The following is a 24,304-nucleotide window of genomic DNA, read 5'->3' as shown; positions in this document are numbered from 1 at the left end:
CGCACCGACGTCCCACCGTGCGCCACCCCCACCGTGAAAGGACCACGGATGAGTACTCGTCCCACCGGTCGCCGCACCCGCGCGGCACTCGCGCTGGCCGCCCTGCTGGGCAGCGCCGCTCTGGCCGGCCTTCCCGCGGCCCCCGCCGCCGCTGCCGAGGGCGCCGTCACCGTGCAGTACCGCACCGGCTCCGGCGGAGCCACCGCCGATCAGAGCGAGCCCTGGTTCAAGGTCCGCAACACCGGTTCCTCGCCCGTGCAGCTGAGCCAGGTGAAGATCCGCTACTACTTCACGGCCGACGCCCCGGGTGTCTCGTACCGCTTCGCCTGCTCCTGGGCGGTCAGGGGCTGTTCCTCCGTCACCGGCACCTTCGGAACGCTCGCCCACCCCACCGCCACGGCCGACCGCTATCTGGAGATCGGCTTCACCCCGGCCGCCGGTTCGCTGGCCCCGGGCACCGACACCGGGGACATGCAACTGCGCTTCCACCGCTCCGACTGGCAGACGCTCCGGCAGAGCGACGACTACTCCTTCGGCGGCGACCGGACCTCGTACACCGACTGGCACAAGGTCACCGCACAGCTCGCCGGCGCCACGGTGTGGGGCACCGCCCCCGAGGGCGACGACCCCACCGATCCCACGGACCCGACCGATCCGCCGGGCGAGGGCGGCCAGACCCTGTTCGACGACTTCGCCTACGCCTCGCACACCGACCCGGCCCTCTCCGCGCACGGCTGGAGCGTGCGCGCCGACTCCGGTGGTCCCGGAGTGCCCGGCGCCACCTGGGACCCGTCGCAGGTCACCTTCGCCTCCCCGGGCGGCACCTCGGTGATGAACCTGCGGACCTCCACCGCCGGTACCGGCGCCTCCACCACCCACACCGAAGTCCTCACCCGCGCGACGAAGTTCAAGAACGGCACCTACGCCGCCCGCGTCCGGTTCTCCGACGCCCCCGCGTACGGGCCCGACGGCGACCGGGTCGTCCAGACCTTCTTCACCATCAACGACCTCAAGGCGCCCATGGCCGACGACTACGCCGAGTACGACTTCGAGTACCTGCCCAACGGAGGCTGGGGCGAGCCGTCCAACATCCTGTACACGACCTCCTGGGAGACCTACGACCCCGACCCCTGGCAGGCGGTCAACCAGCACAGCAAGAGCCGGCAGAGCTTCGCCGGCTGGCACGACCTCGTCGTCACCATCGACGACAGCGCCATCACCTACTACGTCGACGGACGGCACTTCGGCACCCACGACGCCGCGTACCTGCCCGAGCGTCCCATGTCGATCAACTTCAACCAGTGGCTGATCGACCTCGACGGCCAGACGTCGACCACGCCCCGCGCCTACGACCAGCAGGTCGACTACGTCCTGCACGTCAAGGACCAGGTGCTCACGCCGGCCCAGGTCGCCGCGAGGGTCCAGGCGCTGCGCGGCGCCGGGACGTCCTTCGTGGACGAGGTACCCGCCCCCTGACGCGGACCGGCGCGCTGCCCGCGCCACTCCCCCGGCCCACCAGCCGGGGGAAGGACACGATCCCGGCGCGGGCAGCCCTGGCCTGGCGCGGAGGAGCGGCGCAGGCTGGTCCCATGGGTGCGAGCCCGACGCTGACCTCCTGCGTGCAGCGTGCCTTCCGGCTGCTGGAGGCGGCGATTCGGCGAGGGGGACCAGCTGCTGCCCTACACCGACGGGGTCACGGAGGCCCGCGACGCCGGCCGAGAGTTCTCCCCCCTGGCCGAGGGCCTCGCCCGGCATCTGTGCGACGAGCCGGCCCGCGGCTCGCCGCGGTGCACCGGGAGCTGCTGGACCACGTGGGGGGCCGGCTGCACGACGACGCGGCGCTGCTCCTGCCGCGCAAGCCGCTCGCCGCCGGGACCGCGGGCGCGGGGCCCGCGGGCGCCGGGGCGCGCCCCCACGGTGCCACGCCTGCCGCCGGCGAACGTGAGGGCGCGGCCTGACGCGCGGCCCGCGTCAGCTGCGCTGAGCGGTGATCATGCGGCGGTACCAGTGGTAGCTGTCCTTGGGGGTGCGCTTCTGGGTCCCGTAGTCGACCCGGACGATGCCGAAGCGCTTGTCGTAGCCGAAGGCCCATTCGAAGTTGTCGAGCAGTGACCACACGTAGTACCCGCGCACGTCGACCCCCGCGTCGATGGCGGCCCTCAGTGCGGTGAGGTGGTCGCGCAGGTAGGTCACGCGGTCGGCGTCGTGCACGGCGCCGTCGGGGCCCGCCTCGTCGTCCTCGGCGGAGCCGTTCTCGGTGATGTGGACCGGCGGCAGGGCGTCGCCGTACTGCTCCTTCAGGTCCACCAGGAGGCCGGTGAGGGTGTCCGGGGCCACCGGCCAGCCCATCGCGGTGCGGCGGACCCCCGGCATCGGTGTCTCGGTGTAGCGGTTGTCGGTCGCCACCCGCAGGGCGGGATCGCTCTCCCGGTACGGGGCGTCGGCGACGACGATCGGCCGGTAGTAGTTGACGCCGAGGAAGTCCAGCGGCTGCGCGATCAGCTCCAGGTCGCCGTCGCGGCGGAAGTCCTGCGCGGTGATCAGCTCACCCCAGGTGTCCTCCTCGGTGTCCGGGTAGCGCCCGGCGAGGATCGGCTCCGTCCACACCAGGTTGTGCAGGGTGTCGGCGCGTACGACGGCTTCCCGGTCGGCGGCGGAGTCGGTGGCGGGGAGGTGGTGGTCGAGGTTGAGGGTGATGCCGGCCTCGCGGACCCCGGCGGCCCGGAGCGCCCGGACGGCCAGTCCGTGACCGACCAGCAGGTGGTGGGCGGCGGCCAGGGCGCCCCGCCCCTCGCGGGCTCCCGGGGCGTGGCGTCCCACGGAGTAGCCGAGGAAGGCGCTGCACCAGGGTTCGTTGAGGGTGATCCAGCGCGGCACCCGGTCGGCCAGGTGGCCGGCGACGACGGCCGTGTACTCGGCGAACCGTTCGGCGGTCTCCCGCACCCGCCAGCCGCCGCGGTCCTCGAGCGCCTGCGGGAGGTCCCAGTGGTAGAGGGTGGCGGCGGGCTCGATGCCGGCGTCGAGCAGCTCGTCGACCAGACGGGAGTAGAAGTCCAGGCCCTTGGGGTTCACCGGGCCGGAGCCGTCGGGCACGATGCGCGGCCAGGCGATCGAGAAGCGGTACGAGCCGACGCCGAGGTCGCGGAGCAGGGCCACGTCCTCGGGGTAGCGGTGGTAGTGGTCGCAGGCCACGTCGCCGGTGTCGCCGTTCGCGACCTGGCCGGGGGTGTGGCTGTAGGTGTCCCAGATCGACGGGCCCCGGCCGTCCTCGCGGGCCGCGCCCTCGATCTGGTACGAGGCGGTCGCGGCGCCGAAGACGAAGCCGGACGGGAAAAGGGGGAATGCGCTCATGCGGTTCGGGTCCATCCCGGGGTGTGCGGTGGTCACTTGACGGAGCCGCCGGTGATGCCGGCGGCGATGTACTTCTGGGCGAGGACGAGCAGGATCGCGGCCGGTACGGCGGAGAGCACGGACGCGGCCATCACCGAGCCCCAGTCGCCGACGTGGGCCCCGATGTACTGGTAGATGCCCAGCGTGATCGGCTTGACGTCGTCGGTGGTGTTCAGGGTGAGGGCGAACATGAAGTCGCTCCACGCGAACAGGAACGCGAACAGGCCGGAGGTGATCAGCGCGTTGCGGCTCATCGGGAGCACCACGCGCAGGAAGACCCGTACCGGCCCGGCTCCGTCGATCTCGGCGGCCTCGACGACCTCGCCCGGGATGGACACCATGAAGGAGCGCATCAGCACGATGGCGAACGGGATGCCGAGCGAGGCGTCCGCCAGCATCAGGCCGAAGTAGGAGTTGACCAGGCCCAGGTCGACGTAGGAGCTGTAGAGGGCGTTGGCGATGACGATGCCCGGCACCATCTGCGTGATGAGGGTGCCGAAGACGATGGTGCGTGACCCGCGCAGGCCGAAGCGGGCCAGTCCGTACGCCGCCGGGGCGGAGACGGCCAGGCAGATGGCGACGGCGCCGAACGAGACGACCAGCGAGGTCAGCAGGTGACCGCCCTGGTCGCCGAGGGCCTTGGAGAACCCGGATAGGTCGAGGCCGGCGGGCACCGGATCGACCTGGAGCAGGCCGGAGTCCGGCTGGAGCGCGGTGTTGAGCATCCAGTACAGCGGGAACAGCATCACGGCGAGGACGAGCAGCCCCGCGACGGTGGATCCCCAGCGGCGGCGGGACGCGGTGGGTGCGTGAGCGGCCATGTCGGTCACTTCCCCTCGGTGCGGTTGGCCCGCAGGTAGAACACCGCGAACACCGCGGAGATCAGGATGAGTACGTTGCCGACGACCGCTCCGGCACCGAAGTCCAGCTCTACGAAGGAGTTCTGGTAGGTGAGCGTGCCCAGGGTCTGGGTGGCGTCGGCGGGGCCGCCGTCGGTGAGCGCGAGGATCAGGTCGAGGATCTTGACCGTCGACATGAAGCCCAGCACGAGGACGACCGTGATCACGGGCTTGAGCATCGGCAGGGTGACGGAGCGGAAGGTCCGCCAGGCGGAGGCGCCGTCCAGGGAGGCCGCCTCGTACAGCTCCCTGGGGATCTCCTGGAGGCCGCCGTAGAGGATGACCATGTTGAACGGGATGCCGATCCAGATGTTGACCAGGATCACCGAGAGCAGGGCCATGTCGGGGCTGGTCAGCCACGGGGTGTTCCCGCCGAGGCCGAGGGTGTCGAGGAAGGTGTTCAGTACGCCGGTGTCCTGGTCGAGGATGCGTCGCCAGACGATGCCGGACACCACCATGGGCACGAGCCAGGGCAGCAGGATCAGCGACCGCAGGACACCGCCGAGGGGGAACCTGCGGTTGAAGAAGACGGCGAGGGCGAGGCCGATGCAGAACTGGCCGAGCAGGGAGCCGGCGGTGAAGACCAGGGTGTGCCACAGCGCCTTGCCGAAGAGGACGTCCTGGAGGACGGACGCCCAGTTGTCGGTGCCGTTGAACGGGGCCTCGCCGGTGAAGAACGTCTTCGGGGTGTAGTGCTGGAAGCTCATCACGACGTTGCGGACGAGCGGGTAGCCGAAGAACAGCAGCATGAAGACGACGGCGGGCGCGACGAAGCCCCACTGGGCGAGCCTGCGGCGCCGGCGGGTGCGGGCCGGGTCGGGCGCCGCGGCCTTGCGGGACGTCTTAGCGGACGCCGGAGCGGTGGCGGTGGAGGTGGTCATGGGGGCGTACCTCAGTTCCCGCTCGTGGCGCGCTGCTGGGCGCGTCGCAGGGCGGCCTCGCTGGACTGGCCGGTCAGGGCGGACTGGAAGGCGCTCTGCAGGGCGAGCGAGACGCCCGACCAGCCGGCGCCGAGCTTGGCGGTGCGGGAGCGTGCGGCGGCGACCTGGTCGGCCAGCGCGTCCAGTTCGGGCACCTGCGCGCGCCATGCGGCGGCGGCCTTCCCGTGGGCAGGGACCATCCAGCTGTTCAGTGCGTAGGTGAGCTGTTCGTCCTCGCCCGCCAGGCAGGCGACGATGCGGCCGGCCGTCTTCTGGCGCTCGGGGTCGCCGGTGTCCGGCACGGTGAGCACGGCGCCGCCGAGGGGTCCCACCGAGTCGGCGCCCGGCTCGGGGACGGGGATCCGTGCGATCTCCCAGTTCAGCGACTTCTTGGTGTTGAGGGTCTCCACCTGCCACGGTCCGTTGATCATCATGGCCGCGTTGCCCGCCATGAACTGGTCGTTCACGTCGGCCTGGGTCCAGTTGACCGTGGACTTGGAGAGGGACCCGTCCTCGAGCAGCGTCTTCCAGTAGTCGAGCGCCTCGACCACCTCCGGGCTGTCGAGGTCCCTCTCGTCCCCGCCGTTGGACCACATGAAGGGGGTGAACTGGAAGACGCCGTCCTCCGCGCCGCCCGCGCTGAGGGCCAGGCCGTACCGCTTGCCCCGGGTCAGCTCCTTCGCCGTCTGCCGCAACTCGTCCCAGGTGGTCGGCACGTCGACGCCCGCCTCGTCCAGGACATCCTTGTCGTAGAAGAGCGCGAGGGTGTTCACGGAACGGGCCGCGCCGTAGTAAGTGCCTTTGTACGAGCCGAAGTCGACGATGCCCTCGGGGATGCCCTCCGTTCCCAGACCCAGGGAGCGCAGGTCGACCAGTCCACCGGCCTCGGCGAAGGTCGGCATCTCGGAGGCGTCGAACTGCACGATGTCCGGCAGGGACTTGGAGGAGGCCATGCGCAGTGCCTTCGTCATCACCTGGGACGCGGGGACGCTCTGCTGCTCGATGGTGACCCCCAGCCGCTCGCCGCAGCGGGCCATCGCCTCGGCGTCCCAGCGGTGGTAGGTCTCGTCGGTCGAGGAGTTCATCACGGTGTAGACGTCGCCGTCGCGCTGCTGTGCGCAGCCGGTCAGCGCGGCTCCGAGGACGAGGACGGAGACGGCTGCCAGCGAGGTGGCGGCGCCGCGCGGGCGTTCGCGCAGGTGGGGTGCGGCAACCGGGAGGTGTGCTGTCACGGTGGGGCCCTTGTGTGGGACCGGTTCGGCGGTGCCGAGCCGGTGGCTCTTTCAGGGAGTCTGGTGAAGCGCTTCGACGAGAAGCGGATCGCGCCGAGGTGTTGCTCGGCGCTGCACCGGGTGTAATTTGTTTGGCCTGATTACTAATACGCCAGCGGCAGCCGGTCGCGCTAGCCCCCCGGCGGCACGATCTGGTCGCACCAAGGCGTGACAGGCTCCACAGCGCCTGTCATAGTTGCTGGTCAGAGGCTGACACTCGCCCCTCCGCCGCCCTCACCCTCCGAGGAAGACCATGAAATTCACTGACGGCTTCTGGCGCATCCGCGACGGCGTCCAGATCACCTATGCCACCGAAGTGCGTGACGTGCGCTCCGAATCGAAGCGCTTCACCGGATACGCCTCCGTGAAGAAGGTGACACGCAGGGGCGACACCCTCAACGCCCCGCTGATCACGGTCGAGTGCTTCTCCCCCGCCGAGGGCGTCATCGGTGTCCGGGTCACCCATCACGCGGGCAAGCACCGGCCGGGGCCCGACTTCGCGCTGGCCGGTGAGCCGGGCGGGGCGGGTGCGGTACGCCGGGCCGGCACGGTCACCGAGCTGACCAGTGGTCCCCTGACCGTGCGGCTCGACGGCGCCGGCCCCTTCGGGCTGACGTTCCTCGACGCGGACGGACGGGAGGTGACCCGCTCCGGCCCCAAGAGCACGGCCTTCGCCACGACCGGCGAGGGAGCGCACCACGTGCTGAGCCGGCTGTCGCTCGGCGTCGGCGAGCAGGTCTACGGACTGGGCGAACGCTTCACGCCGTTCGTCAAGAACGGCCAGACCGTCGACGTCTGGCAGGCCGACGGCGGCACGAGCAGCGAACAGGCCTACAAGAACATCCCGTTCTACCTCTCCTCACGCGGCTACGGCGTCTTCGTCAACCACCCGGGTGCCGTCTCCTTCGAGATCGGTTCCGAGTCCGTCGGCGAGGTGCAGTTCAGCGTCGAGGACCAGTCGCTGGAGTACTACGTCGTCGCGGGGCCGACGCCCAAGGAGGTCCTCGGCCGCTACACCGCCCTCACCGGGCGCCCGGCCCTGCCCCCCGCCTGGTCCTTCGGCCTGTGGCTCAGCACCTCCTTCACCACCTCCTACGACGAGGCCACGGTGACGTCGTTCGTCGACGGCATGGCCGAGCGCGGCATCCCGCTGTCCGTGTTCCACTTCGACTGCTTCTGGATGCGCGAGTACCAGTGGTGCGACTTCCAGTGGGACCCTGACGTCTTCCCCGACCCGGACGGCATGCTGGCCCGACTCAAGGACAGGGGCCTGCGCATCAGCGCCTGGATCAACCCGTACATCGCGCAGAAGTCCCCGCTGTTCGACGAGGCCGCCGCCCTCGGGCACCTGGTGCGCCGGGCGAACGGCGACGTGTGGCAGTGGGACCTGTGGCAGGCCGGCATGGGCCTGGTCGACTTCACCAGCCCGGACGCCCGCGCCTGGTTCCAGTCGAAACTCCGGCCGCTGCTCGACCAGGGCGTGGACTGCTTCAAGACCGACTTCGGCGAGCGCATCCCGACCGACGTCGTCTGGCAGGACGGCTCCGACCCGGAGCGGATGCACAACTACTACACGCACCTGTACAACCGGACCGTCTTCGAGCTGCTGGAGAAGGAGCGGGGACAGGGTGAGGCCGTGCTCTTCGCCCGCTCCGCGACGGCGGGCGGACAGCAGTACCCGGTGCACTGGGGCGGCGACTGCTGGTCGTCCTTCGAGGCGATGGCCGAATCGCTGCGGGGCGGCCTGTCGCTCTCGCTGAGCGGCTTCGGTTTCTGGAGCCACGACATCGGCGGCTTCGAGGGCACGCCCAGTCCCGAGGTGTTCAAGCGCTGGCTCGCGTTCGGTCTGCTGTCCTCGCACAGCCGGCTGCACGGCTCCACGTCGTACCGGGTGCCGTGGGAGTTCGGTGACGAGGCCGTCGAGGTCGCCCGCCGGTTCACCCGGCTCAAGCACCGCCTGATGCCCTACCTGTACGGGGCGGCGGCCGAGACCCACCGCACGGGCGTGCCGATGATGCGGCCGATGGTGCTGGAGTTCCCCCACGACCCGGCGTGCCGTCCCCTCGACCGCCAGTACATGCTGGGCCCGGACCTCCTGGTCGCACCGGTGTTCAGCGAGGACGGCGAGGTCGAGGTGTACCTGCCGGACGGGACCTGGACCCATCTGCTGAGCGGCGATCGGGTCACCGGCCCGTGCTGGCGCACCGAACGGCACGGCTGCGACAGCCTCCCCCTGTACGTCCGCGAGGGCGCCGTGCTGCCCCTGGCCGCCGACGACTCCCGGCCGGACGGCGACTGGCTGGACGAGCCGGTGCTGCTCGCGCACCCGCCGGCCGAGCCCGGCCGCACGACCGAGGTGATCGTGCCGGACAGGGCGGGGCTGCCCGCCGCGACGTTCCGGGCCCGGTGGGACGACGACGTCCTTCGGGTCACGGCCTCGGGGACCGACCGCCCGTTCACGGTGCGGGTCGCCGGCGGGGCCGAGGCGAGGGGCACGGGCGAGGTGACGGTGCCCCTGGGCTGACCGGGTCAGGCCCCCGGGTGGCTGCCGGGGCCGTGGCCGGGGCCGGCGAGGGGGGTCGGTGAGAGGACCGCGGGTTCCTCACCGGCCTCCAGCAGGGTGTCCGCCGCGCCCACGATCAGCGGGTCGGGCTTGCCCAGCGCCCCGTGGTCCTTGGAGGGGTAGTCGCAGCGGTCGAGGAGACTGCGCATGGCCTCGAGCCGGCCCCGGCGCTTGTCGTTGTTCTTCACCACGGTCCAGGGCGCGTGGGTGGTGTCCGTGGCCCGGAACATCTCGACCTTGGCCTTGGTGTAGTCGTCCCACAGGTCCAGTGAGGCGAGGTCCATCGGGGACAGTTTCCAGCGCCGCAGCGGATCGACCTGGCGGATCGCGAACCGGGTCCGCTGCTCGGCCCGGGACACGGAGAACCAGAACTTCACCAGCATGATGCCGTCGTCGGTGAGCAGCTGCTCGAACATCGGGGTCTGCTGGAGGAACTGGTGGTACTCCTCGTCCGAGCAGAACCCCATGACGCGCTCGACCCCGGCACGATTGTACCAGGAGCGGTCGAAGAAGACGATCTCGCCCCGGGCCGGAAGGTGGGCCACGTAACGCTGGAAGTACCACTGCCCGGCCTCCCTCTCGGTCGGCTTCTCCAGGGCGACCACGCGGGCGCCACGGGGGTTGAGGCGCTCGATGAACCGCTGGATGGTGCCGCCCTTGCCGGCCGCGTCCCGTCCCTCGCAGACCACCACGATCCGCTGGCCGGTGTCCTTCACCCAGCGCTGCATCTTCAGCAGCTCGACCTGCAGGATGCGCTTCGTCCGGTCGTACTCCGCCCGGCGGACCTTGCGGTCGTAGGGGTGGTTCTCCCGCCAGGTCTCGATCGGGGTGCCGTCGGCGTCGAGGAGCACGGGGCGCTCCGGGCGCCGGGTGTCCACCTCCAGCCCTTCGAGCAGATCGTCGCCGCTCGTGCCGGACGGTGTCCCGGCTTCCGTACGGCCCTCCGGCGTGTCCGCGTGTTCGGCCGTCACGTCGTCTCCCGCCTCTTCCGGTTCTCTACGGCAAGCGTATGTCCGCAGACCAGGTGCGGTAATCCGAGGACTTGCCCCGGGAGCGGCAGTGTCCCCGGACGGGTACGTTGCGTAGACAGCCGACGGGCGAGCAGTGCCTTCCTCCGCGATCAGGGCAAAGGGGACGCAGGACGTGCAGATCGATCTGAAGGGCCGTACGGCGCTGGTCACCGGTTCCACCCAGGGCATCGGGGCGGCGATCGCCGTCGGGCTCGCCCGGTCGGGCGCCCGGGTCGCGGTCAACGGGCGCTCCACCGGACGCGTGCGCAGGAGCGCCGCCGCGATCGAGCACGAGGTGCCCGGCGCCGATGTGGTGCCGGTCGCCGCGGACGTGACCACCGAGGCGGGCGCCGAGCAGGTGGCCGAGGCCCTGGGGCGGCGGGTGGACATCCTCGTCAACAACCTGGGCGTCTTCGGGTCCGCCGACCCGCTGGAGATCACCGACGAGGAGTGGCGGCGCTACTTCGAGGTGAACGTCCTGGCCGCGGTGCGGCTGACGCGGCTCTTCCTGCCGGGCATGACGGAGCGCGGCTGGGGGCGCGTGCAGTACATCACCAGCGACTCGGCGATCGTCACTCCGGCGGAGATGATCCACTACGGGATGTCCAAGACGGCACTGCTCGCGGTGAGCCGGGGGTTCGCCAAGCAGGCGGCGGGGACGGGCGTCACGGTGAACTCGGTCGTCGCCGGGCCCACGCACACCGGCGGGGTGGAGGACTTCGTCCACGAACTGGTGGACCGGAACCTCCCGTGGGAGGAGGCGCAGCGCGCCTTCATGCGCGAGCACCGGCCGCAGTCGCTGCTGCAGCGGCTGATCGAGCCCGAGGAGATCGCGAACATGGTCGTCTATCTCAGTTCCGACCAGGCGTCCGCCACGACGGGCGGGGCGCTGCGCGTGGACGGCGGCTACGTCGACTCGATCCTGCCCTGAGGGAGCGGAGGTGCCGCCGTCCCAGCCCGTCCGGCGCGGGCACCGGACGGGCGGGGACGGGGCGGGTCAGCCGGCGGGGAAGGTGTCCGGGGTCCTGACCCGGTCGCGGATCCAGACGCCGGCGGGCTTCAGCGACGACGTGCCGGTCCAGGGGCCGCCGTTGTCGCACGTGCCGGTGCGGAAGACGGCACCGGAGCGGTGGTCGTCGGAGAAGTTCCAGTTGACCCAGCTGATCTTCTTGTCCGCCATCAGGTCGAGGTAGCGCTGCGACATGGTGAAGTCGTTCGCGCCCTCGCCGGAGTAGTTCTGGGTGCCGAACTCGGTGACGAACACCGGGATGCGGTCGGCGGCACGGGAGAGGGTGGCCAGGTAGGCGTCGCGGTGCGAGTCGGCGTAGAAGTGGAAGGTGTACATGATGTTGGAGGCGTCGACCGGGTCGTTCACGACCTCCGACTCGTCGGCGCCCTCGGACACACCGAACGAGGACCAGGCGCGGGTGCCGACGAGGATGGGGGCGTCAGCGTCGACGGCGCGGATGACGGGGATGAGCTGCTCGGCGTAGCTCTTGATCCGCGACCAGCTCACGCCGCTGGGCTCGTTGGCGATCTCGTAGAGGATGTTGTCGCGGCCCTTGTTGCGGTGGGCGATCTCGGTGAAGAAGGTCCGCGCGTCGTCGAGGTTCGCCATCGGGTCGCCGGGGTCGAGCATGTGCCAGTCGACGATCACGTACATGCCGCGCTCGCTCGCCTGCCGGATCAGGGAGTCGGCAAGGTCGGTGAAGTGCGCGGGGTCGGTCTCGTATCCGCCCTCCTGGACGTAGGTGGACACGCGCAGCACGTCGGCCCCCCAGTCCTCGGCCAGGGCGTCGAGCGATCCGCCGGTCAGGCACTGGGAGTACCACTGGGTGCCGTGGGTGCTCATGCCGCGCAGCTGGACCGGGTGGCCGTCCTCGTTGCAGAGTGCGGTGCCGCAGACCTCGAGTCGGCCGTTGACGTCCACGGGGGTGCCGGCCGGGGGCGGGTCGGCCGGGGTGCCGCCACCTTCGCAGGGGACGCCGTTGATCTTGCAGTTGAGGGGTGCTCCGGTGCCGATGGCGTTGAATCCGAAGCTCTGCCGGCCACCGGGGGCGACGGTGGCGTTGTACGAGACGTCGGTGAAGCGGTAGTGCTGCCCCTGCTGGGTCTTCGTGGCGGACCAGTGACTGCCGACCGTCGTTCCGGCGGGCAGGTCGAACTCGACGGTCCAGCCGTCGGCCGGGGTGTCACCGTCGTTGGTGATCGACACGTCGGCGCCGTATCCGGTGTCCCAGGTGGTGGTGCGGGTGATCTCGGCGGTGAGCCGGGCGTCCGCCCGTGCGGTGTCCGCGCTCGTGGGGGGTGGCGCGGCGAGGGCTGCGGGGGCCGTGGTCAGGGTGAGGAGGAGGGCACTGGCGAGCGCCGCGGCGGCCACGGCGGGACGTAACGGGAGACGTGCCGGTGTCATGGGGGCTCCGTCCGGACGGGATGGTTAGGAAAGTTTCCTGTCCTGACGGAACCAGAGCCCGCCCGGGATGGCAAGGTGCACGACAAGCGCGCTCGTCACCCGTTTCAGCGGAGCAGCAACTGCGCGAGAGCGACCGTGCCGATGACGACGATGACGGCGCGCAGCACCGCGGGGCTGAACCTGCGGCCGGTCGCCGCGCCGAGCCGGCCGCCCAGGGCGGAGCCGGCTGCGATGAGCGCGACGGCCGTCCAGTCGAAGTCGGCGACGAAGAGGAAGAAGGTCGCGGCCACGGTGTTGACGATCGCGACGAGCACGTTCTTGACGGCGTTGAGGCGTTGCAGGGGCTCGTCGAGGAGCAGGCCCATGAGGGACACGTAGACGATGCCCTGCGCGGCGGCGAAGTAGCCGCCGTAGACACTGGCCAGGGTGAGGCCGGTGAAGAGCGGCCATCCGCCGTCGGGCCGGTCCGGCCGGCCCTGCGGCCGGCGCCGCTGACGCACCTTCTTGCCGATGAGGGGCTGGAGCGCGACGAGGACGAGGGCGAGTCCGACGAGGGTAGGGACGATGGTTTCGAACGCCTCTGCGGGCAGGGCCAGCAGGAGGGTCGCCCCCGCGATGCCGCCCAGGGCCGAACCGATGCCGAGCCTGCGGACGCGGCGGGCCTGGCCGGCGAGCTCCCGCCGGTAGCCGATGGCTCCGCTGACGGCGCCGGGAATGAGGCCGAGGGCGTTGGAGACGGTGGCGGTGAGGGGTGACAGTCCGGTGGCGAGCAGGACGGGGAAGGTCACGAGGGTCCCCGAGCCGACGACCGCGTTCAGGGCGCCGGCGCCGGCACCCGCCGCGAAGACGCCGAGCATCTCCACCGGCGTCATGCCGCGCCCCCCGTCGCCCGGTCACCGTCCGGTGATGCGTGGGGGCGGCGGGGGGAGCGCGGGGAAGCGTTCATGGGAGGACGCTAGCCCGTGGACCCTTCGGCGGCTGCCGAAGGGTGGGCTCCGGCGAGCGCCCGTGGCGTGCTTCAGGCCAGCGGGCCGGCCGGGCCGACGGGGGTGACCTGGCCGGCCGGGGTCACCTGGCCGCCGAGCAGTTCCGACGCGGCTTCGAGCGGGGAGAGAGCGGGCGCGGGCGGCGCGGCCTCCGGGTGCGGATGGCAGGTGAAGCCGAGGCGGGTCATGGCCCGGACGACCTCGCCGCTGGTGAAGTCTCGGCGGTCCTGCCGGGTGATGACCTGTCCCACCTGCTTGACGGGGTAGCGGCGGCGGCCGACGGTCACGGACTCCCCCGTGACCGGTTCGGGGGTGATGCCCTTCATCGATTCCAGGACGCCGGCCTTGGTCAGGTCGAACGGGTAGCGGGCGATGACACAGCGCATGGTGCCTCACATGGGGAGAAGGGAGCGGGCCGGCCCCGGGTGGACGGGGGCCGGCGGCGGGCTGGAGTCGGGGAGGAGACGGCGGGGCGACATGACGAGCGGGGCCGTACCGCCATGTCGTCATGTCGCCTTGTCGTCATGACGTCGTGGGACGCGGTGCCGTGCTAGGCCGCGCGCTCCCCTGACGGCTTCGTCCGCGGCTTGCGGCGGGGTGCCTCACCCGTGCGCCGCCCGGAGGTGTTGCGGCCCTGCTCCTGGCGGTCCTGTGCCGTACGGCCGGCCTGTGTCCTGCGGCCCTGTGCCGGGCGTTCCTCGGAAGTGCGGCCGTCGGTGGTGCGGCCCTCGGCCGTGCGGGCCTGCGTGTTGCGGCCCTGCCCGGAACGGCCCTGGGCGGTGCGCCCGCCCCGGCGGTTGCGGGACGAGGAGGCCGCGGCACGGCGGGGGCGCTCCACGACCGGCGCCGCGATGACGACGGGAACACCGGAGGGGGCCTGGGCGCCGGTGATCCGGTTCAGTTCCGCGTCGCCCGACCGCACCTCGGTGATGCTCGGTGTGATGCCGGCCTGGGTCATCAGCCGGCTGAATTCGCGCCGCTGGTCGCGGGTCACCAGGGTGATGACGCTGCCGGACTCGCCGGCGCGGGCGGTGCGTCCGCCACGGTGCAGATAGTCCTTGGGGTCGCTGGGCGGGTCGACGTTGACGACCAGGTCGAGGTTGTCGACGTGGATGCCCCGGGCCGCGACGTTCGTCGCCACCAGCACCGTCACCTGTCCGTCCTTGAACTGGGTGAGGGTCCGGGTGCGCTGGGGCTGGGACTTCCCGCCGTGCAGCGCGGCCGCGCGCACGCCGTTGTTCAGCAGGTGCTTGGTGAGCCGGTCCACCGCGTGCTTGGTGTCCAGGAACATGATCACCCGGCCGTCGCGCGCCGCGATCTCGGTCGTCGTCCGGCGCTTGTCCGTGTCGTCGACGTGGAGGACGTGGTGTTCCATCGTGGTGACCGCGCCCGCGGACGGGTCGACGGAGTGGACCACCGGGTCGGTCAGGTAACGCCGTACCAGCTGGTCGACGTTGCGGTCGAGGGTGGCCGAGAAGAGCATCCGCTGGCCGTCGGCACGCACCTGGTCGAGGAGCCTGGTGACCTGCGGCATGAAGCCCATGTCGGCCATCTGGTCGGCCTCGTCGAGGACGGTGATGCCGACCTCGTCGAGGACGCAGTCCCCGCGCTCGATCAGGTCCTTGAGCCGCCCGGGCGTCGCCACGACGACCTCGGCGCCGGCCCGCAGCGCGGACGCCTGCTTGCCGATCGACAGCCCGCCGACCACGGTGGCCAGCCGGAGCCGCACCGAGCGGGCGTAGGGCGTCAGCGCGTCGGTGACCTGCCCGGCCAGTTCGCGGGTGGGGACGAGGACCAGGGCGAGCGGCGTGCGGGGTTCGGCACGCCGGCCCGCCGTACGGGCCAGCAGCGCCAGGCCGAAGGCGAGGGTCTTGCCCGAACCCGTGCGGCCGCGGCCGAGCACGTCCCGGCCGGCCAGGGAGTTCGGCAGCGTGGCCGCCTGGATGGGGAACGGCAGCGTCACACCCTCCTGACCGAGGGTGGCCAGGATCTCGGCGGGCAGGGGCAGTTCGGCGAAGGCGTCCACCGCGGGGAGCGCGGGGGTGGTCGTCACCGGGAGGGCGAACTCGCCCGTCACCGGGGTGCGCCGGCCGCCGGAGCCCTTGGGGCGCCGCTGCGCGCCGACGCGGTCGGCCGCGGCTCCCGTGCGGCGGCCTCCCTTGGTGAATCCCTGTCCGCCGGAGCGGGCGCGGGTCGTTCGATTGTTCGCACGAGCCTGTGTCAAGTGGAACCTTCCCTGATGTGGCACGTATCAAGGAATGTCCGCCGCAGTGGAACAATGCAGGGAATTGCAAGAACGAGCCGGATCGAAGTGGTCACGTCGGCTGTTCCGCCCGGTTCATGAGACGAGACCCCTGAAAAGCGAACCGGAACCCGCACCTTCTGGTGCCGGCCCCAGTTGCGACGTAGACGTCGGTAGGGCGCACGGGCGGTGTTTCCGGCCTGCGGCTTTCCGATCACCGCGACTGCGATGATCACCACGACTACAACCGAGATCGACAGTAGCACGGGGCGTTCGGACCCGTACAACGGGATGCCTCGCCCGGGCCGCTCCCGGGGCCGGCGGGGCAGGGCGCCGGGGCGCACCGGTGTGTGTCCTTCACCACAGCGCCGCGGGCCGCGCGGCGGAGCGGTGGTGGCTCTCGCGGCGGGGCCCGCGGCTGGTCGGGCCGGTCCGTCAGCGGCGGCTGCGGACCAGCACGTACAGGAAGTACGGGGTTCCGATCACGGCCGTCATGAGGCCGGCGCCCAGCTGGGCGGGGGCGATGACGGTGCGGCCCAGCAGGTCCGCCGTGCACACCAGTACGGCGCCCAGCAGCAGCGCGACCGGGAGGACCCGGGTGTGCCGTCGTCCGACGAGGGCGCGTGCCGCGTGCGGGGCGACCAGGCCGACGAAGCCGATGGTGCCGGCCGCGGCCACGGCGGTGGCGGTGAGCAGCACGCTGACCACCAGGAAGCCCAGCCTGCCCCGCGTCAGGTCGAGTCCGAGGAGCCGGGGGGTGTCCTCGTCGAGGGAGACGAGGTCGAGTTCCCGGTGCCTCACGCCGGCCACCACGACGGCGGCGGCGAGCACCCCGGCCAGCGGCAGGACGTCGGGGAGGGTCCGGCCGTAGGTGGAACCGGAGAGCCAGGTGAGGGCCTTGGTGGCGTTGAACGGGTCGGTGAGCACGATCAGCAGGCTGATCAGGGCCGTCGTACCGGCCGCCGCACCGACACCGACGAGCACCAGCCGGTTCTGCTGGAAGCCTCCGCGCGCGGCGAGGCCGAACACCACGACCGCGGTGACGGCGGACCCCGCGAAGGCAGCCCCTGCGACGCCCCACGCGCCGGCGACGGGGACGCTGGTGACGAGGATCACGGCGCCGAGCGCGCCGCCGCCGGACACTCCCAGGACGGCGGGTTCCGCCAGCGGGTTGCGGGTGACGGCCTGCACCAGGGTGCCGGCCAGCGCGAGCGCGGCACCGGCGAGGAGCGCGGCGAACACCCGGGGAGTGCGGGTCTCCAGCACGAAGGAGACGGTGCGGCCGGCCCTGCCCTGCAGCCAGTTGGCCACGTCGCCGAGCAGCAGTTTGCTGTCGCCGACGAGGACGGCGGCGACGGTGATGCCGACCAGGGCGAGCGAGAGCACGGTGAGGGTGGTGACGAACACGGCGCGGCTGCGGATGCGCAGCCGGTCCGGCGCGGCGGCTTGGGCGCCGTCTCGGAGCCGGGCCGCCATCACGACCAGGAACACCGCGCCGACGAGGCTGGTGACCACTCCGGTCGGGACGGCCACCGCGGTGTCGGAGTCGATGAGCGCGCGCAGCAGCACGTCCGCCCCGAGGACCAGCGCGGCGCCGACCAGGCCCGCGAGCGGCACCCCGGTCCGCAACTTGGTGATTCCCCGGACCCAGCGGGCGAGCGGGCGGACGAGGGCCGGGGCGCACAGGCCGACGAAGCCGATGGGTCCGGCGAGGGTGACGGCCGCCGCCGAGAGCAGCGTGGCGAGCACCACGGCGGTGATCCGGGTGGCCCGCACCGGGACGCCGAGCCCGCGGGCGGAGTCGTCACCGAGCGCCAGTGCGTCGACCCGACGGGCGATGAGCATCAGTCCGGCGAAGCCGACGACGGCGACGGGCAGCATCCGCAGCACGCCGTCGAAGCCGTTCTGGCCGATGCTGCCCTGGTTCCACTGGTAGAGGCCCTCGGTCTCCTCCGGGAACAGCAGGAGCAGCCCCTCGGTGACGGCGGTCAGTCCGAGGGCGAGCGCGGTCCCGGCGAGGACGAGGCGTACGGTGCCCGCGCCGAGGCCCGACAGTCCGAGGACGACGGCGGCCGCCGCGAGCCCGCCGGCGAAGGCGATGCCGGAGGAGGCGACCAGCGGCAGCGACACGCCGGTGACGGCTGCGATGCCGAGGGCGAGGTAGGAGCCGGCGTTGACGGCGAGGGTGTCCGGTGAGGCCAGGACGTTGCGGCTGACGGCCTGCAGGGCGACGCCGGCCATGCCGAGGGCCGCGCCGACGAGGAGCCCGGCGGTCATCCTGGGCAGCCGCGAGGCGATGACGACGGACGCGTCGGCCGGGTCGGCCCGGCCGGTGAGGGCCTTGAGGACCTCGGCCGGGCCGACCGCGGCCGTGCCCTGGGTGATGTCGACGACGGCGAGCGCGGCGACCAGGAGCACGAGCGCGGTCGTCACCGCGGCCGCGCCCGTCCGGGACGACGCCGTCGCCGGACGGGCGGTGGGAGGGGTGGCGGTGACGGCCATCGCGCTACTTCGTCAGCGAGGCGACGAGGGCGTCGGTGTACGCCTCCATCGAGCCGGTGCCGCCGAACATCCAGATGCCGTCGGACAGCCGGTGCACGTCACCGGACTTCACGAACGGCAGGGACTTCCATACGGAGTTGCCGGCGAGTTCCTTGCCGAAGGGGTCGCTGTTGGCGTCGCCCTCGTTGCCGATGTAGACGAACTGCACCTCGCCGAGGCCGGTCAGGCCCTCCACGTCGGTGGCGGCCAGGCCGTAGGCCTCGTCGCCCTTCAGCTTCCAGGCGTTCTTCAGTCCGAGACGCTCGTTGACCCCGCCGACGAGCGAACCGGAGGTGTAGGGGCGGACGGAGACCTGGTTGGAGGTGACGTAGCCGTCGGCGAAGGCGATCTCCGCGCCGTTCAGTCCGGCGTCGGCGAGGGCCTTCTTGCCCTCGGCGAGCTTGGCGTCGAAGTCCTTCTTGATCGTCGCGGCGCGCTCGGTGGTGCCGGTGGCCTCGGCGATGAGGTCGAGGTTCTTCAGCATCTGCCCGATGGGGTCGGCGGCGTCGGCGGACTTCACGGTGACGACCGGGGCGACCTTGCGCAGCTGCTCGACCGCGGCCGGCTGGAGGTCGCTGGTGGCGACGATGAGGTCGGGCTCGAGGGAGGCGATGGTGTCCATGCTGGGTTCGCCGCGGGTGCCGATGTCCTTGGGCTCGTTCTTGAGCGGGACGGCGGAGTCCCAGGCCTGGTAACCCTTGACGTCGGCCACGCCGACCGGGTCGACACCGAGCGAGACCAGGTGCTCGACCACGTTCCACTCGGTGCCGACGACCTTCTTGGCGGGGCCGTCCAGTGCGACCTTCGCGCCGGAGGCGTCGGTGAGGGTGATCGCCTCGGTGGACTCCTTGGCGTCGTCGGCGGCGGGTTCGGTGGTCCCGCAGGCGGCGAGCAGGAGGGCGGCGGCGGCCAGGGGCGCGGTGCGCAGGAGGCGTCTCATGAGGTGGTACGGAGCCTTTCGCTTCGGGTGTGGTGGCGGCCGATGGCGCGGGTGCGCAGCCGGCCGGTCAGGGGGTCGGTGTCGACGTCGATCCGGATGCCGTAGACCTCGGTCAGGCGCTCCGGGGTGAGGACCTCCTCGGGCAGTCCCTCGGCGACGACGCGGCCAGAGGCGAGCAGCACGATCCGGTCGGCGACGGAGGCCGCCTGGTCGAGGTCGTGCAGGACGACACCGACCGCGATGCCGTGGTCCTCGGCGAGGTCGCGCATGAGGTCGAGGAGTTCGACCTGGTAGCGCAGGTCGAGGTAGGTGGTGGGTTCGTCGAGGAGGAGGACGCCGGTCTCCTGGGCGAGGCAGCCGGCCAGCCACACGCGCTGGAGCTGTCCTCCGGAGAGGTGTTCGGCTCCGCGCCCGGCGAGTTCCGAGACGCCGGTCAGGGCGAGTGCCCGGTCCACGGCCGCGCGTCCGCCGGGGTCCGTGCCGCCCCACCGGCCGCGGTGCGGATAGCGGCCGAACTCGACGACGTCGCGCACGGTCAGTCCGCTGGGGGTGGGGCGTCCCTGCAGCAGCAGGGCGACGCGGCGGGAGAACTCCCGCGGGCTGAGGGCGAGTGCGTCGGTGGCGGTGTCGAGCGTGAGCGCGGCGCTGCGGGGCCGCTGCAGCCGGGCGACCGTGCGCAGCAGGGTCGACTTGCCGCTGCCGTTCGGGCCCACCAGGGCTGTCACTTCGCCGGGCCGCAGGGTCAGCGCCGCGTCGTGCACGACGTCCGTGCCGTCGTACGCGACGGTCACATCGGTGGCCGACAGTTCGTGACCACGCGGGCCCAGGGCCGCCTCTTCACCAGGAATCACGAACCAAGGTTAGCCTACCCTTAACTAACGTGATCGCGGGGTGACCCGCGCCGGGGCCGGGCGGTGATGGCGGGCTGTCAGAAGGCGTAGCGCACACCGAGCCACGGCGCGTGGCGGGCGAGGAGTTCACGCAGGTCCGCGAGGGCGCGGCGTTTGATGTCCGCGCGGTAGCGGAGGTTGAGGGCGCCGTTCTGCGAGCGTTTGGTCTCCTGCTCGGCGGGCCGCCACAGCAGGTCCTCGCCGCGCGGGTGCCAGCGGAGGTTGACCTCGTGCAGGTCCGCGTTGTGGGTGAGCATGATGACCTCGGCGAGCGCCTGCCGTTTGACGCGCTGCGGCAGTACGTCGTCCATGTGCCGCAGCAGCTCCGCCCAGGACTCCTGCCAGCCGGGGCGGACGACGACGGGCGAGAGGTTGAAGTGCACCTCGTAGCCGGCGTCGAGGAAGTCCGCGGCGGCGGCGATCCGCCGGTCCACCGGGCTGGTGCGCAGGTCCAGCAGGCGGGAGTCCCCCGCCGGCATCACCGAGAAGCGGATACGGGTACGGCCGCGCGGGTCGAGGTCCAGCAGGTCGGGGTTGACGAACTTCGTCGCGAAGGACGCCTTGGCGGTGGGCCAGTCGCGGAAGGCACGCACCAGGTCGGCGGTGTTGTCGCAGACGAGGGCGTCGACGGAGCAGTCGCCGTTCTCCCCGATGTCGTACACCCACGCCTCGGGGTCGCACTGGTTGGGTTCCGGTTTGGGGCCCTGCGCGGCGACATGGCGTCCGAGGTGGGCGATGATCCGGTCGATGTTGGTGAAGAGGGTGATCGGATTGGCGAAGCCCTTGCGGCGGGGCACGTAGCAGTACACGCAGGACAGCGCGCAGCCGTTGGAGGGGCCGGGGGCGATCCAGTCGGCGGAGCGGCCGTTGGGGCGTGTGGTGAGGGTCTTCTTCACGCCCAGCACGAGGGTCTCGCGTTTGATCCGCATCCAGCGGTCCGCGCTTCCCTCGTTGCCGTGCAGTTCGGGGATGCGCCAGTGGGAAGCCACCTCGATCAGCCGGGCCCGGGGGAACCGGGCGAGGATCTCCCGGCCGCGGGGTGAGACGGCGGCGGCCGGTTCGGCGTGGATCTCCCGGATCGCCAGGAGTCGGCGCGCCTGCGCGGAGTCCCGGAAGGCGGGGGTGGTGGGTTCTTCCTGACCGGTCGCGGGCCCCGGAGCCAGCTCGTCGAGTCCGAAGAGCGGCTCCTGGGGGCCGTGGGAGGAGGAGGAGGAGGAGTGGTGGCTCATGTCCTGACCGGCTGCTCGGACGGGGTGACGGTACGGAGTGTCCGCCGCCGGGTGGAACCCGGTCTCCCTGCCCACTGTACGGCGCCGGGCCACCCGGCGCCGCCGACGGCACCGCAGGTCACCGGGGTGACGGCGGTCCGTGCGCCCACCGGGCGGGGCCCGTCGCCCGGCTTCCCGCCGTCACCGGCTCGACCGGCCGCTCGCGACTCCCCCCGGGCGGGCGGGTGAAGGGCCGTGCGACCGGCGCGTACATGGTCATGCGACCGGGGCGGGTGACAGGCCGCGCGACCGGCGCCCACGTCACCGCGTGGCGGGGTGCGGCCCGGGTGGCCGGCGATCCACGGTGCGGGGCCGCCACGGGCGCGTGGACCGGTCAACGTCCGTCCTGGACGCGCCGGGGGGGGCCGGGCCGCCCTGCCGGCGGAGGTCGGTCCGCCGTGCGTCGCCGGCGGCATCCGCGCCCGCGCGGCGCCTGCCCGTCGCCGTCCACGCCGAACGGCCGCCGGGGGCACCGGCGGCCGTTCGTCCGCGTCCCGTCCCCGCAGGGACCGGGGAGGTCAGCCCCCGGTGGTGAAGCGCTCCCAGACGCGGTGCGAGCCCAGCAGCTCACGGACCTGAGCGAGGACGGTGGCACCGGAGTCGGCGACGACGACGCCGGGGGCGTCGGCGGGGACGCCGGCCGCGGTGAGGGCCGTCTCACCGCCCGCCCACGCGCCGATCGCCTTGCCGTGCCGGAACGCCTCCGCCAGCAACTGGTCGACCCGCGGGTCGCTCGACGGCCGGGGCGTTGCGGGCGCGCCCTTGCCGTCGCGCACGCCGGGCGCGTCGCCGCTGACGGCCGGCGGGCCCGCCACCAGGACGGCGTCGAACTCGATGGAGCGCGCGGTGACGTAGCTGCGCTGGGCCGTGAGCGTGCCGTCGCCCGTTCCCAGCGTGCCGCCGTTCGGCGCGACGACCAGCGGAACCATGCCGGCCTCGAGCACCGCGTCGCGCACCGCGTGCACCCCGTCGAGGTCGCCGTCCGGGGCGGTGAGGATGCCGATGACGCGGCCGTCCAGCGGCCAGGTCCGTCCGATCTGCGAGAGCGCCGGGCTCGGCTCGACGTCGGCGAGCGGCACGGTGGGTTCCGGCGCCGGCAGCCCGAGCCCCTCGGCGACGCCGGCGCACAGCTCGGGGTCGATGTTGGCCAGGACCTGCAGGGTCCGGACCCTGATGGCTTCCTCGTAGCACTTGCCCAGTTCGAAGGTGTAGGCGCCGATGATGTGTTCGCGCTCCACCGGGCTCATGCTCAGCCAGAACCGGCGGGGCTGGCTGAAGTGGTCGGCGAAGGACTCCGGCGCCTCGCGCACCTTCCGCCCCTCCGGGACGGTCACCGGCGTCTCGATGAAGGCGCTCATGTCCGCGCCCGCGGTGAACGGGCATCCGCCGTCGAGGGAGTTGGGCCGGTACGGGGCCACCCCCCGGTGCACGGCGGTCTGGTGCATGCCGTCGCGCAGCATGTCGTTCACCGGCGCGTGGGGGCGGTTGATGGGCAGCTGCGGGAAGTTGGGGCCGCCGAGGCGGGTGATCTGGGTGTCCAGGTACGAGAAGAGCCGGCCGGCGAGCAGCGGGTCGTCGGTGACGTCGATGCCCGGCACGAGGTGCCCGACGTGGAAGGCGACCTGCTCGGTCTCGGCGAAGAAGTTGGAGGGGTTGCGGTTGAGGGTCATCAGCCCGATGGGCTGCACCGGCGCGAGCTCTTCCGGGACGATGTTCGTCGGGTCCAGCAGGTCGATGCCCTCGAAGGTCTGGTCGGGGGTGTCGGGGAAGGTCTGGATGCCCAGTTCCCACTGCGGGTACGCGCCCGTCTCGATGGCGTCGGCGAGGTCCCGGCGGTGGAAGTCGGGGTCGTTGCCGTTGATGAGCTGGGCCTCGTCCCACACCAGGGAGTGCACGCCCAGCTTGGGCTTCCAGTGGAACTTCACCAGGGTCGTGCCGCCCTCGGCGTTCACCAGGCGGAAGGTGTGGACGCCGAAGCCCTCCATCATCCGGTAGGAACGCGGGATGCCGCGGTCGCCCATGAAGAAGAGGGTGTGGTGGGTGGCCTCGGTGTGCAGCGAGACGAAGTCCCAGAAGGTGTCGTGCGCGCTCTGCGCCTGCGGGATCTCCCGGTCGGGGTGCGGCTTGGCGGCGTGCACCACGTCGGGGAACTTGATGGCGTCCTGGATGAAGAAGACCGGGATGTTGTTGCCGACCAGGTCGAAGACGCCCTCGCTGGTGTAGAACTTCGTCGCGAACCCCCGGGTGTCGCGCACCGTGTCGGCGGAGCCGCGCGAGCCGACCACCGTGGAGAACCGGACGAACACCGGTGTTTCGACGTCGGGCGCGAGGAAGCCCGCCTTGGTGACGGAGGCCGCGGTGCCGTAGCTCTGGAAGACGCCGTGCGCGCCCGCGCCGCGGGCGTGGACCACGCGCTCGGGGATGCGCTCGTGGTCGAAGTGCATGATCTTCTCGCGCAGGTGGTGGTCCTGGAGCAGGACGGGGCCGCGCGGGCCCGCCTTGAGCGAGTGGTCGGTGTCGTACAGCCGTGTGCCCTGCGCGTTCGTCAGGTAGCTGCCGGACTGGGCCATCCTGGCCTGGTCGGCCCCGGTCGGCGAGCCGGTGGGCGACACCGTGTCCGGGCCGCTCTGGTCGGGCTTCGGCGGCAGCGGCTCGCGGGGCTCGGTCGGTTCGGCCACGGTGGGCGGCTCGGAGTTCGGCCGGCCGGGGATCCCGTCGGCCGGGGCCGAGGCGTCGCCCTGAAGGGTCTCGGTAATCTTCTTCGCTGCCCGCTTGACGGGGTTGGCCTCGCTCATGGGGGGTGACACTCCTCCGCTCGGGACCGGCCACGGAAGGACGGTGGCCGTGTGTTCGGTTGCCGATTGCGGGCGATCCGACGGCGCAAAGCACTCGAAAAGGGCATCGGGTTCCGTCAACCTCTCACGGTGAGGTGCACCCCGCAGCGGGCGCGGAGCGACGGAGTGAACCCCCG

Annotated in this window: 17 protein-coding genes and 1 pseudogene; 4 read left to right on the top strand and 14 right to left on the bottom strand. The window is 72.0% G+C overall.

Going from position 1 to position 24,304, the window contains the following annotated elements:
• Positions 1-48 precede the first annotated feature (48 nt).
• Positions 49-1,476, top strand: a complete 1,428-nt coding sequence (locus tag ACZ6A9_RS16615) for a cellulose binding domain-containing protein (protein ID WP_468985401.1) — start codon at positions 49-51, stop codon at positions 1,474-1,476.
• A gap of 177 nt (positions 1,477-1,653) precedes the next feature.
• Positions 1,654-1,958 (top strand): annotated as a pseudogene (locus tag ACZ6A9_RS16610) (SpoIIE family protein phosphatase); the annotation flags it as partial.
• A gap of 13 nt (positions 1,959-1,971) precedes the next feature.
• On the opposite strand, the gene ACZ6A9_RS16605 reads toward ACZ6A9_RS16610, so the two are convergent.
• The 4 genes from ACZ6A9_RS16605 to ACZ6A9_RS16590 are packed head-to-tail and all read right to left on the bottom strand — an operon-like array spanning position 1,972 to position 6,441.
• Positions 1,972-3,351, bottom strand: a complete 1,380-nt coding sequence (locus tag ACZ6A9_RS16605; protein ID WP_468985398.1) for a GH1 family beta-glucosidase — start codon at positions 3,349-3,351, stop codon at positions 1,972-1,974.
• Positions 3,352-3,383: 32 nt separating this feature from the next.
• Positions 3,384-4,211 (bottom strand): carbohydrate ABC transporter permease, encoded by an 828-nt coding sequence (locus ACZ6A9_RS16600; protein WP_468985395.1) that lies wholly within the window; start codon positions 4,209-4,211, stop codon positions 3,384-3,386.
• A gap of 5 nt (positions 4,212-4,216) precedes the next feature.
• Positions 4,217-5,170 carry a carbohydrate ABC transporter permease gene (locus ACZ6A9_RS16595; RefSeq protein WP_468985392.1) on the bottom strand — a complete coding sequence of 318 codons (954 nt, stop codon included), beginning with the start codon at positions 5,168-5,170 and terminating at the stop codon, positions 4,217-4,219.
• An 11-nt stretch (positions 5,171-5,181) separates the two neighbouring features.
• A complete protein-coding gene (locus ACZ6A9_RS16590; RefSeq protein ID WP_468985390.1) occupies positions 5,182-6,441 on the bottom strand; it encodes an ABC transporter substrate-binding protein in 1,260 nt (419 codons plus the stop codon).
• A 292-nt stretch (positions 6,442-6,733) separates the two neighbouring features.
• Between ACZ6A9_RS16590 and yicI the strand changes: the two genes are divergently transcribed.
• On the top strand, positions 6,734-9,004 hold the full coding sequence (gene yicI / locus ACZ6A9_RS16585) for an alpha-xylosidase (protein WP_468985387.1): 2,271 nt from the start codon (positions 6,734-6,736) through the stop codon (positions 9,002-9,004).
• Between the two features lie 5 nt (positions 9,005-9,009).
• Here yicI and ppk2 read toward each other — a convergent pair whose 3' ends face one another.
• Complete coding sequence (gene ppk2 / locus ACZ6A9_RS16580; protein WP_468985385.1) at positions 9,010-10,014, bottom strand: polyphosphate kinase 2; 1,005 nt, start codon at positions 10,012-10,014, stop codon at positions 9,010-9,012.
• 172 nt (positions 10,015-10,186) lie between these two features.
• On the opposite strand from ppk2, the gene ACZ6A9_RS16575 reads away from it, so the two are divergent.
• A complete protein-coding gene (locus tag ACZ6A9_RS16575) occupies positions 10,187-10,984 on the top strand; it encodes an SDR family NAD(P)-dependent oxidoreductase (protein ID WP_468985383.1) in 798 nt (265 codons plus the stop codon).
• Positions 10,985-11,050: 66 nt separating this feature from the next.
• On the opposite strand, the gene ACZ6A9_RS16570 is transcribed toward ACZ6A9_RS16575, so the two are convergent.
• The 9 genes from ACZ6A9_RS16570 to ACZ6A9_RS16530 form a co-directional block, all read right to left on the bottom strand.
• Complete coding sequence (locus tag ACZ6A9_RS16570; protein WP_468985381.1) at positions 11,051-12,466, bottom strand: cellulase family glycosylhydrolase; 1,416 nt, start codon at positions 12,464-12,466, stop codon at positions 11,051-11,053.
• Between the two features lie 104 nt (positions 12,467-12,570).
• Positions 12,571-13,338 (bottom strand): sulfite exporter TauE/SafE family protein, encoded by a 768-nt coding sequence (locus tag ACZ6A9_RS16565; protein ID WP_468985377.1) that lies wholly within the window; start codon positions 13,336-13,338, stop codon positions 12,571-12,573.
• 146 nt (positions 13,339-13,484) lie between these two features.
• Positions 13,485-13,838, bottom strand: coding sequence for an SCO5918 family protein (locus ACZ6A9_RS16560; protein ID WP_468985374.1), 354 nt, complete (start codon positions 13,836-13,838; stop codon positions 13,485-13,487).
• Between the two features lie 164 nt (positions 13,839-14,002).
• Positions 14,003-15,676, bottom strand: a complete 1,674-nt coding sequence (locus ACZ6A9_RS16555) for a DEAD/DEAH box helicase (RefSeq protein ID WP_468985372.1) — start codon at positions 15,674-15,676, stop codon at positions 14,003-14,005.
• Between the two features lie 453 nt (positions 15,677-16,129).
• Positions 16,130-18,196 (bottom strand): iron ABC transporter permease, encoded by a 2,067-nt coding sequence (locus ACZ6A9_RS16550; RefSeq protein ID WP_468985370.1) that lies wholly within the window; start codon positions 18,194-18,196, stop codon positions 16,130-16,132.
• Between the two features lie 4 nt (positions 18,197-18,200).
• Positions 18,201-19,175 carry an ABC transporter substrate-binding protein gene (locus ACZ6A9_RS16545; protein ID WP_468985368.1) on the bottom strand — a complete coding sequence of 325 codons (975 nt, stop codon included), beginning with the start codon at positions 19,173-19,175 and terminating at the stop codon, positions 18,201-18,203.
• Positions 19,172-20,026 (bottom strand): ABC transporter ATP-binding protein, encoded by an 855-nt coding sequence (locus tag ACZ6A9_RS16540; RefSeq protein ID WP_468985366.1) that lies wholly within the window; start codon positions 20,024-20,026, stop codon positions 19,172-19,174. Before ACZ6A9_RS16540 ends, ACZ6A9_RS16545 begins: the two co-directional genes overlap by 4 nt.
• Positions 20,027-20,103: 77 nt before the next feature.
• Positions 20,104-21,294, bottom strand: coding sequence for a spore photoproduct lyase family protein (locus tag ACZ6A9_RS16535; RefSeq protein ID WP_468985364.1), 1,191 nt, complete (start codon positions 21,292-21,294; stop codon positions 20,104-20,106).
• A 557-nt stretch (positions 21,295-21,851) separates the two neighbouring features.
• Positions 21,852-24,128: a catalase gene (locus ACZ6A9_RS16530; protein WP_468985360.1), complete on the bottom strand. Its 2,277-nt coding sequence runs from the start codon at positions 24,126-24,128 to the stop codon at positions 21,852-21,854.
• Positions 24,129-24,304: the final 176 nt, after the last annotated feature.

The organism is Streptomyces sp. NPDC041124 (assembly GCF_055592385.1).
The sequence above is the reverse complement of the archived record's forward strand: the minus strand, read 5'-3'. Positions and strand labels throughout refer to the sequence as shown.

Bases quoted from the DNA above. Each gene is read 5' to 3' on its own strand.
- ACZ6A9_RS16615 (WP_468985401.1), top strand. From the start codon at position 49: ATGAGTACTCGTCCCACCGGTCGCCGCACCCGCGCGGCACTCGCGCTG.
- ACZ6A9_RS16595 (WP_468985392.1), bottom strand. From the start codon at position 5,170: ATGACCACCTCCACCGCCACCGCTCCGGCGTCCGCTAAGACGTCCCGC.
- ACZ6A9_RS16535 (WP_468985364.1), bottom strand. From the start codon at position 21,294: ATGAGCCACCACTCCTCCTCCTCCTCCTCCCACGGCCCCCAGGAGCCG.
- ACZ6A9_RS16605 (WP_468985398.1), bottom strand. From the start codon at position 3,351: ATGAGCGCATTCCCCCTTTTCCCGTCCGGCTTCGTCTTCGGCGCCGCG.
- ACZ6A9_RS16545 (WP_468985368.1), bottom strand. From the start codon at position 19,175: ATGAGACGCCTCCTGCGCACCGCGCCCCTGGCCGCCGCCGCCCTCCTG.
- ACZ6A9_RS16565 (WP_468985377.1), bottom strand. From the start codon at position 13,338: ATGACGCCGGTGGAGATGCTCGGCGTCTTCGCGGCGGGTGCCGGCGCC.
- ACZ6A9_RS16570 (WP_468985381.1), bottom strand. From the start codon at position 12,466: ATGACACCGGCACGTCTCCCGTTACGTCCCGCCGTGGCCGCCGCGGCG.
- yicI (WP_468985387.1), top strand. From the start codon at position 6,734: ATGAAATTCACTGACGGCTTCTGGCGCATCCGCGACGGCGTCCAGATC.
- ACZ6A9_RS16550 (WP_468985370.1), bottom strand. From the start codon at position 18,196: ATGGCCGTCACCGCCACCCCTCCCACCGCCCGTCCGGCGACGGCGTCG.
- ACZ6A9_RS16560 (WP_468985374.1), bottom strand. From the start codon at position 13,838: ATGCGCTGTGTCATCGCCCGCTACCCGTTCGACCTGACCAAGGCCGGC.
- ACZ6A9_RS16530 (WP_468985360.1), bottom strand. From the start codon at position 24,128: ATGAGCGAGGCCAACCCCGTCAAGCGGGCAGCGAAGAAGATTACCGAG.
- ACZ6A9_RS16600 (WP_468985395.1), bottom strand. From the start codon at position 4,211: ATGGCCGCTCACGCACCCACCGCGTCCCGCCGCCGCTGGGGATCCACC.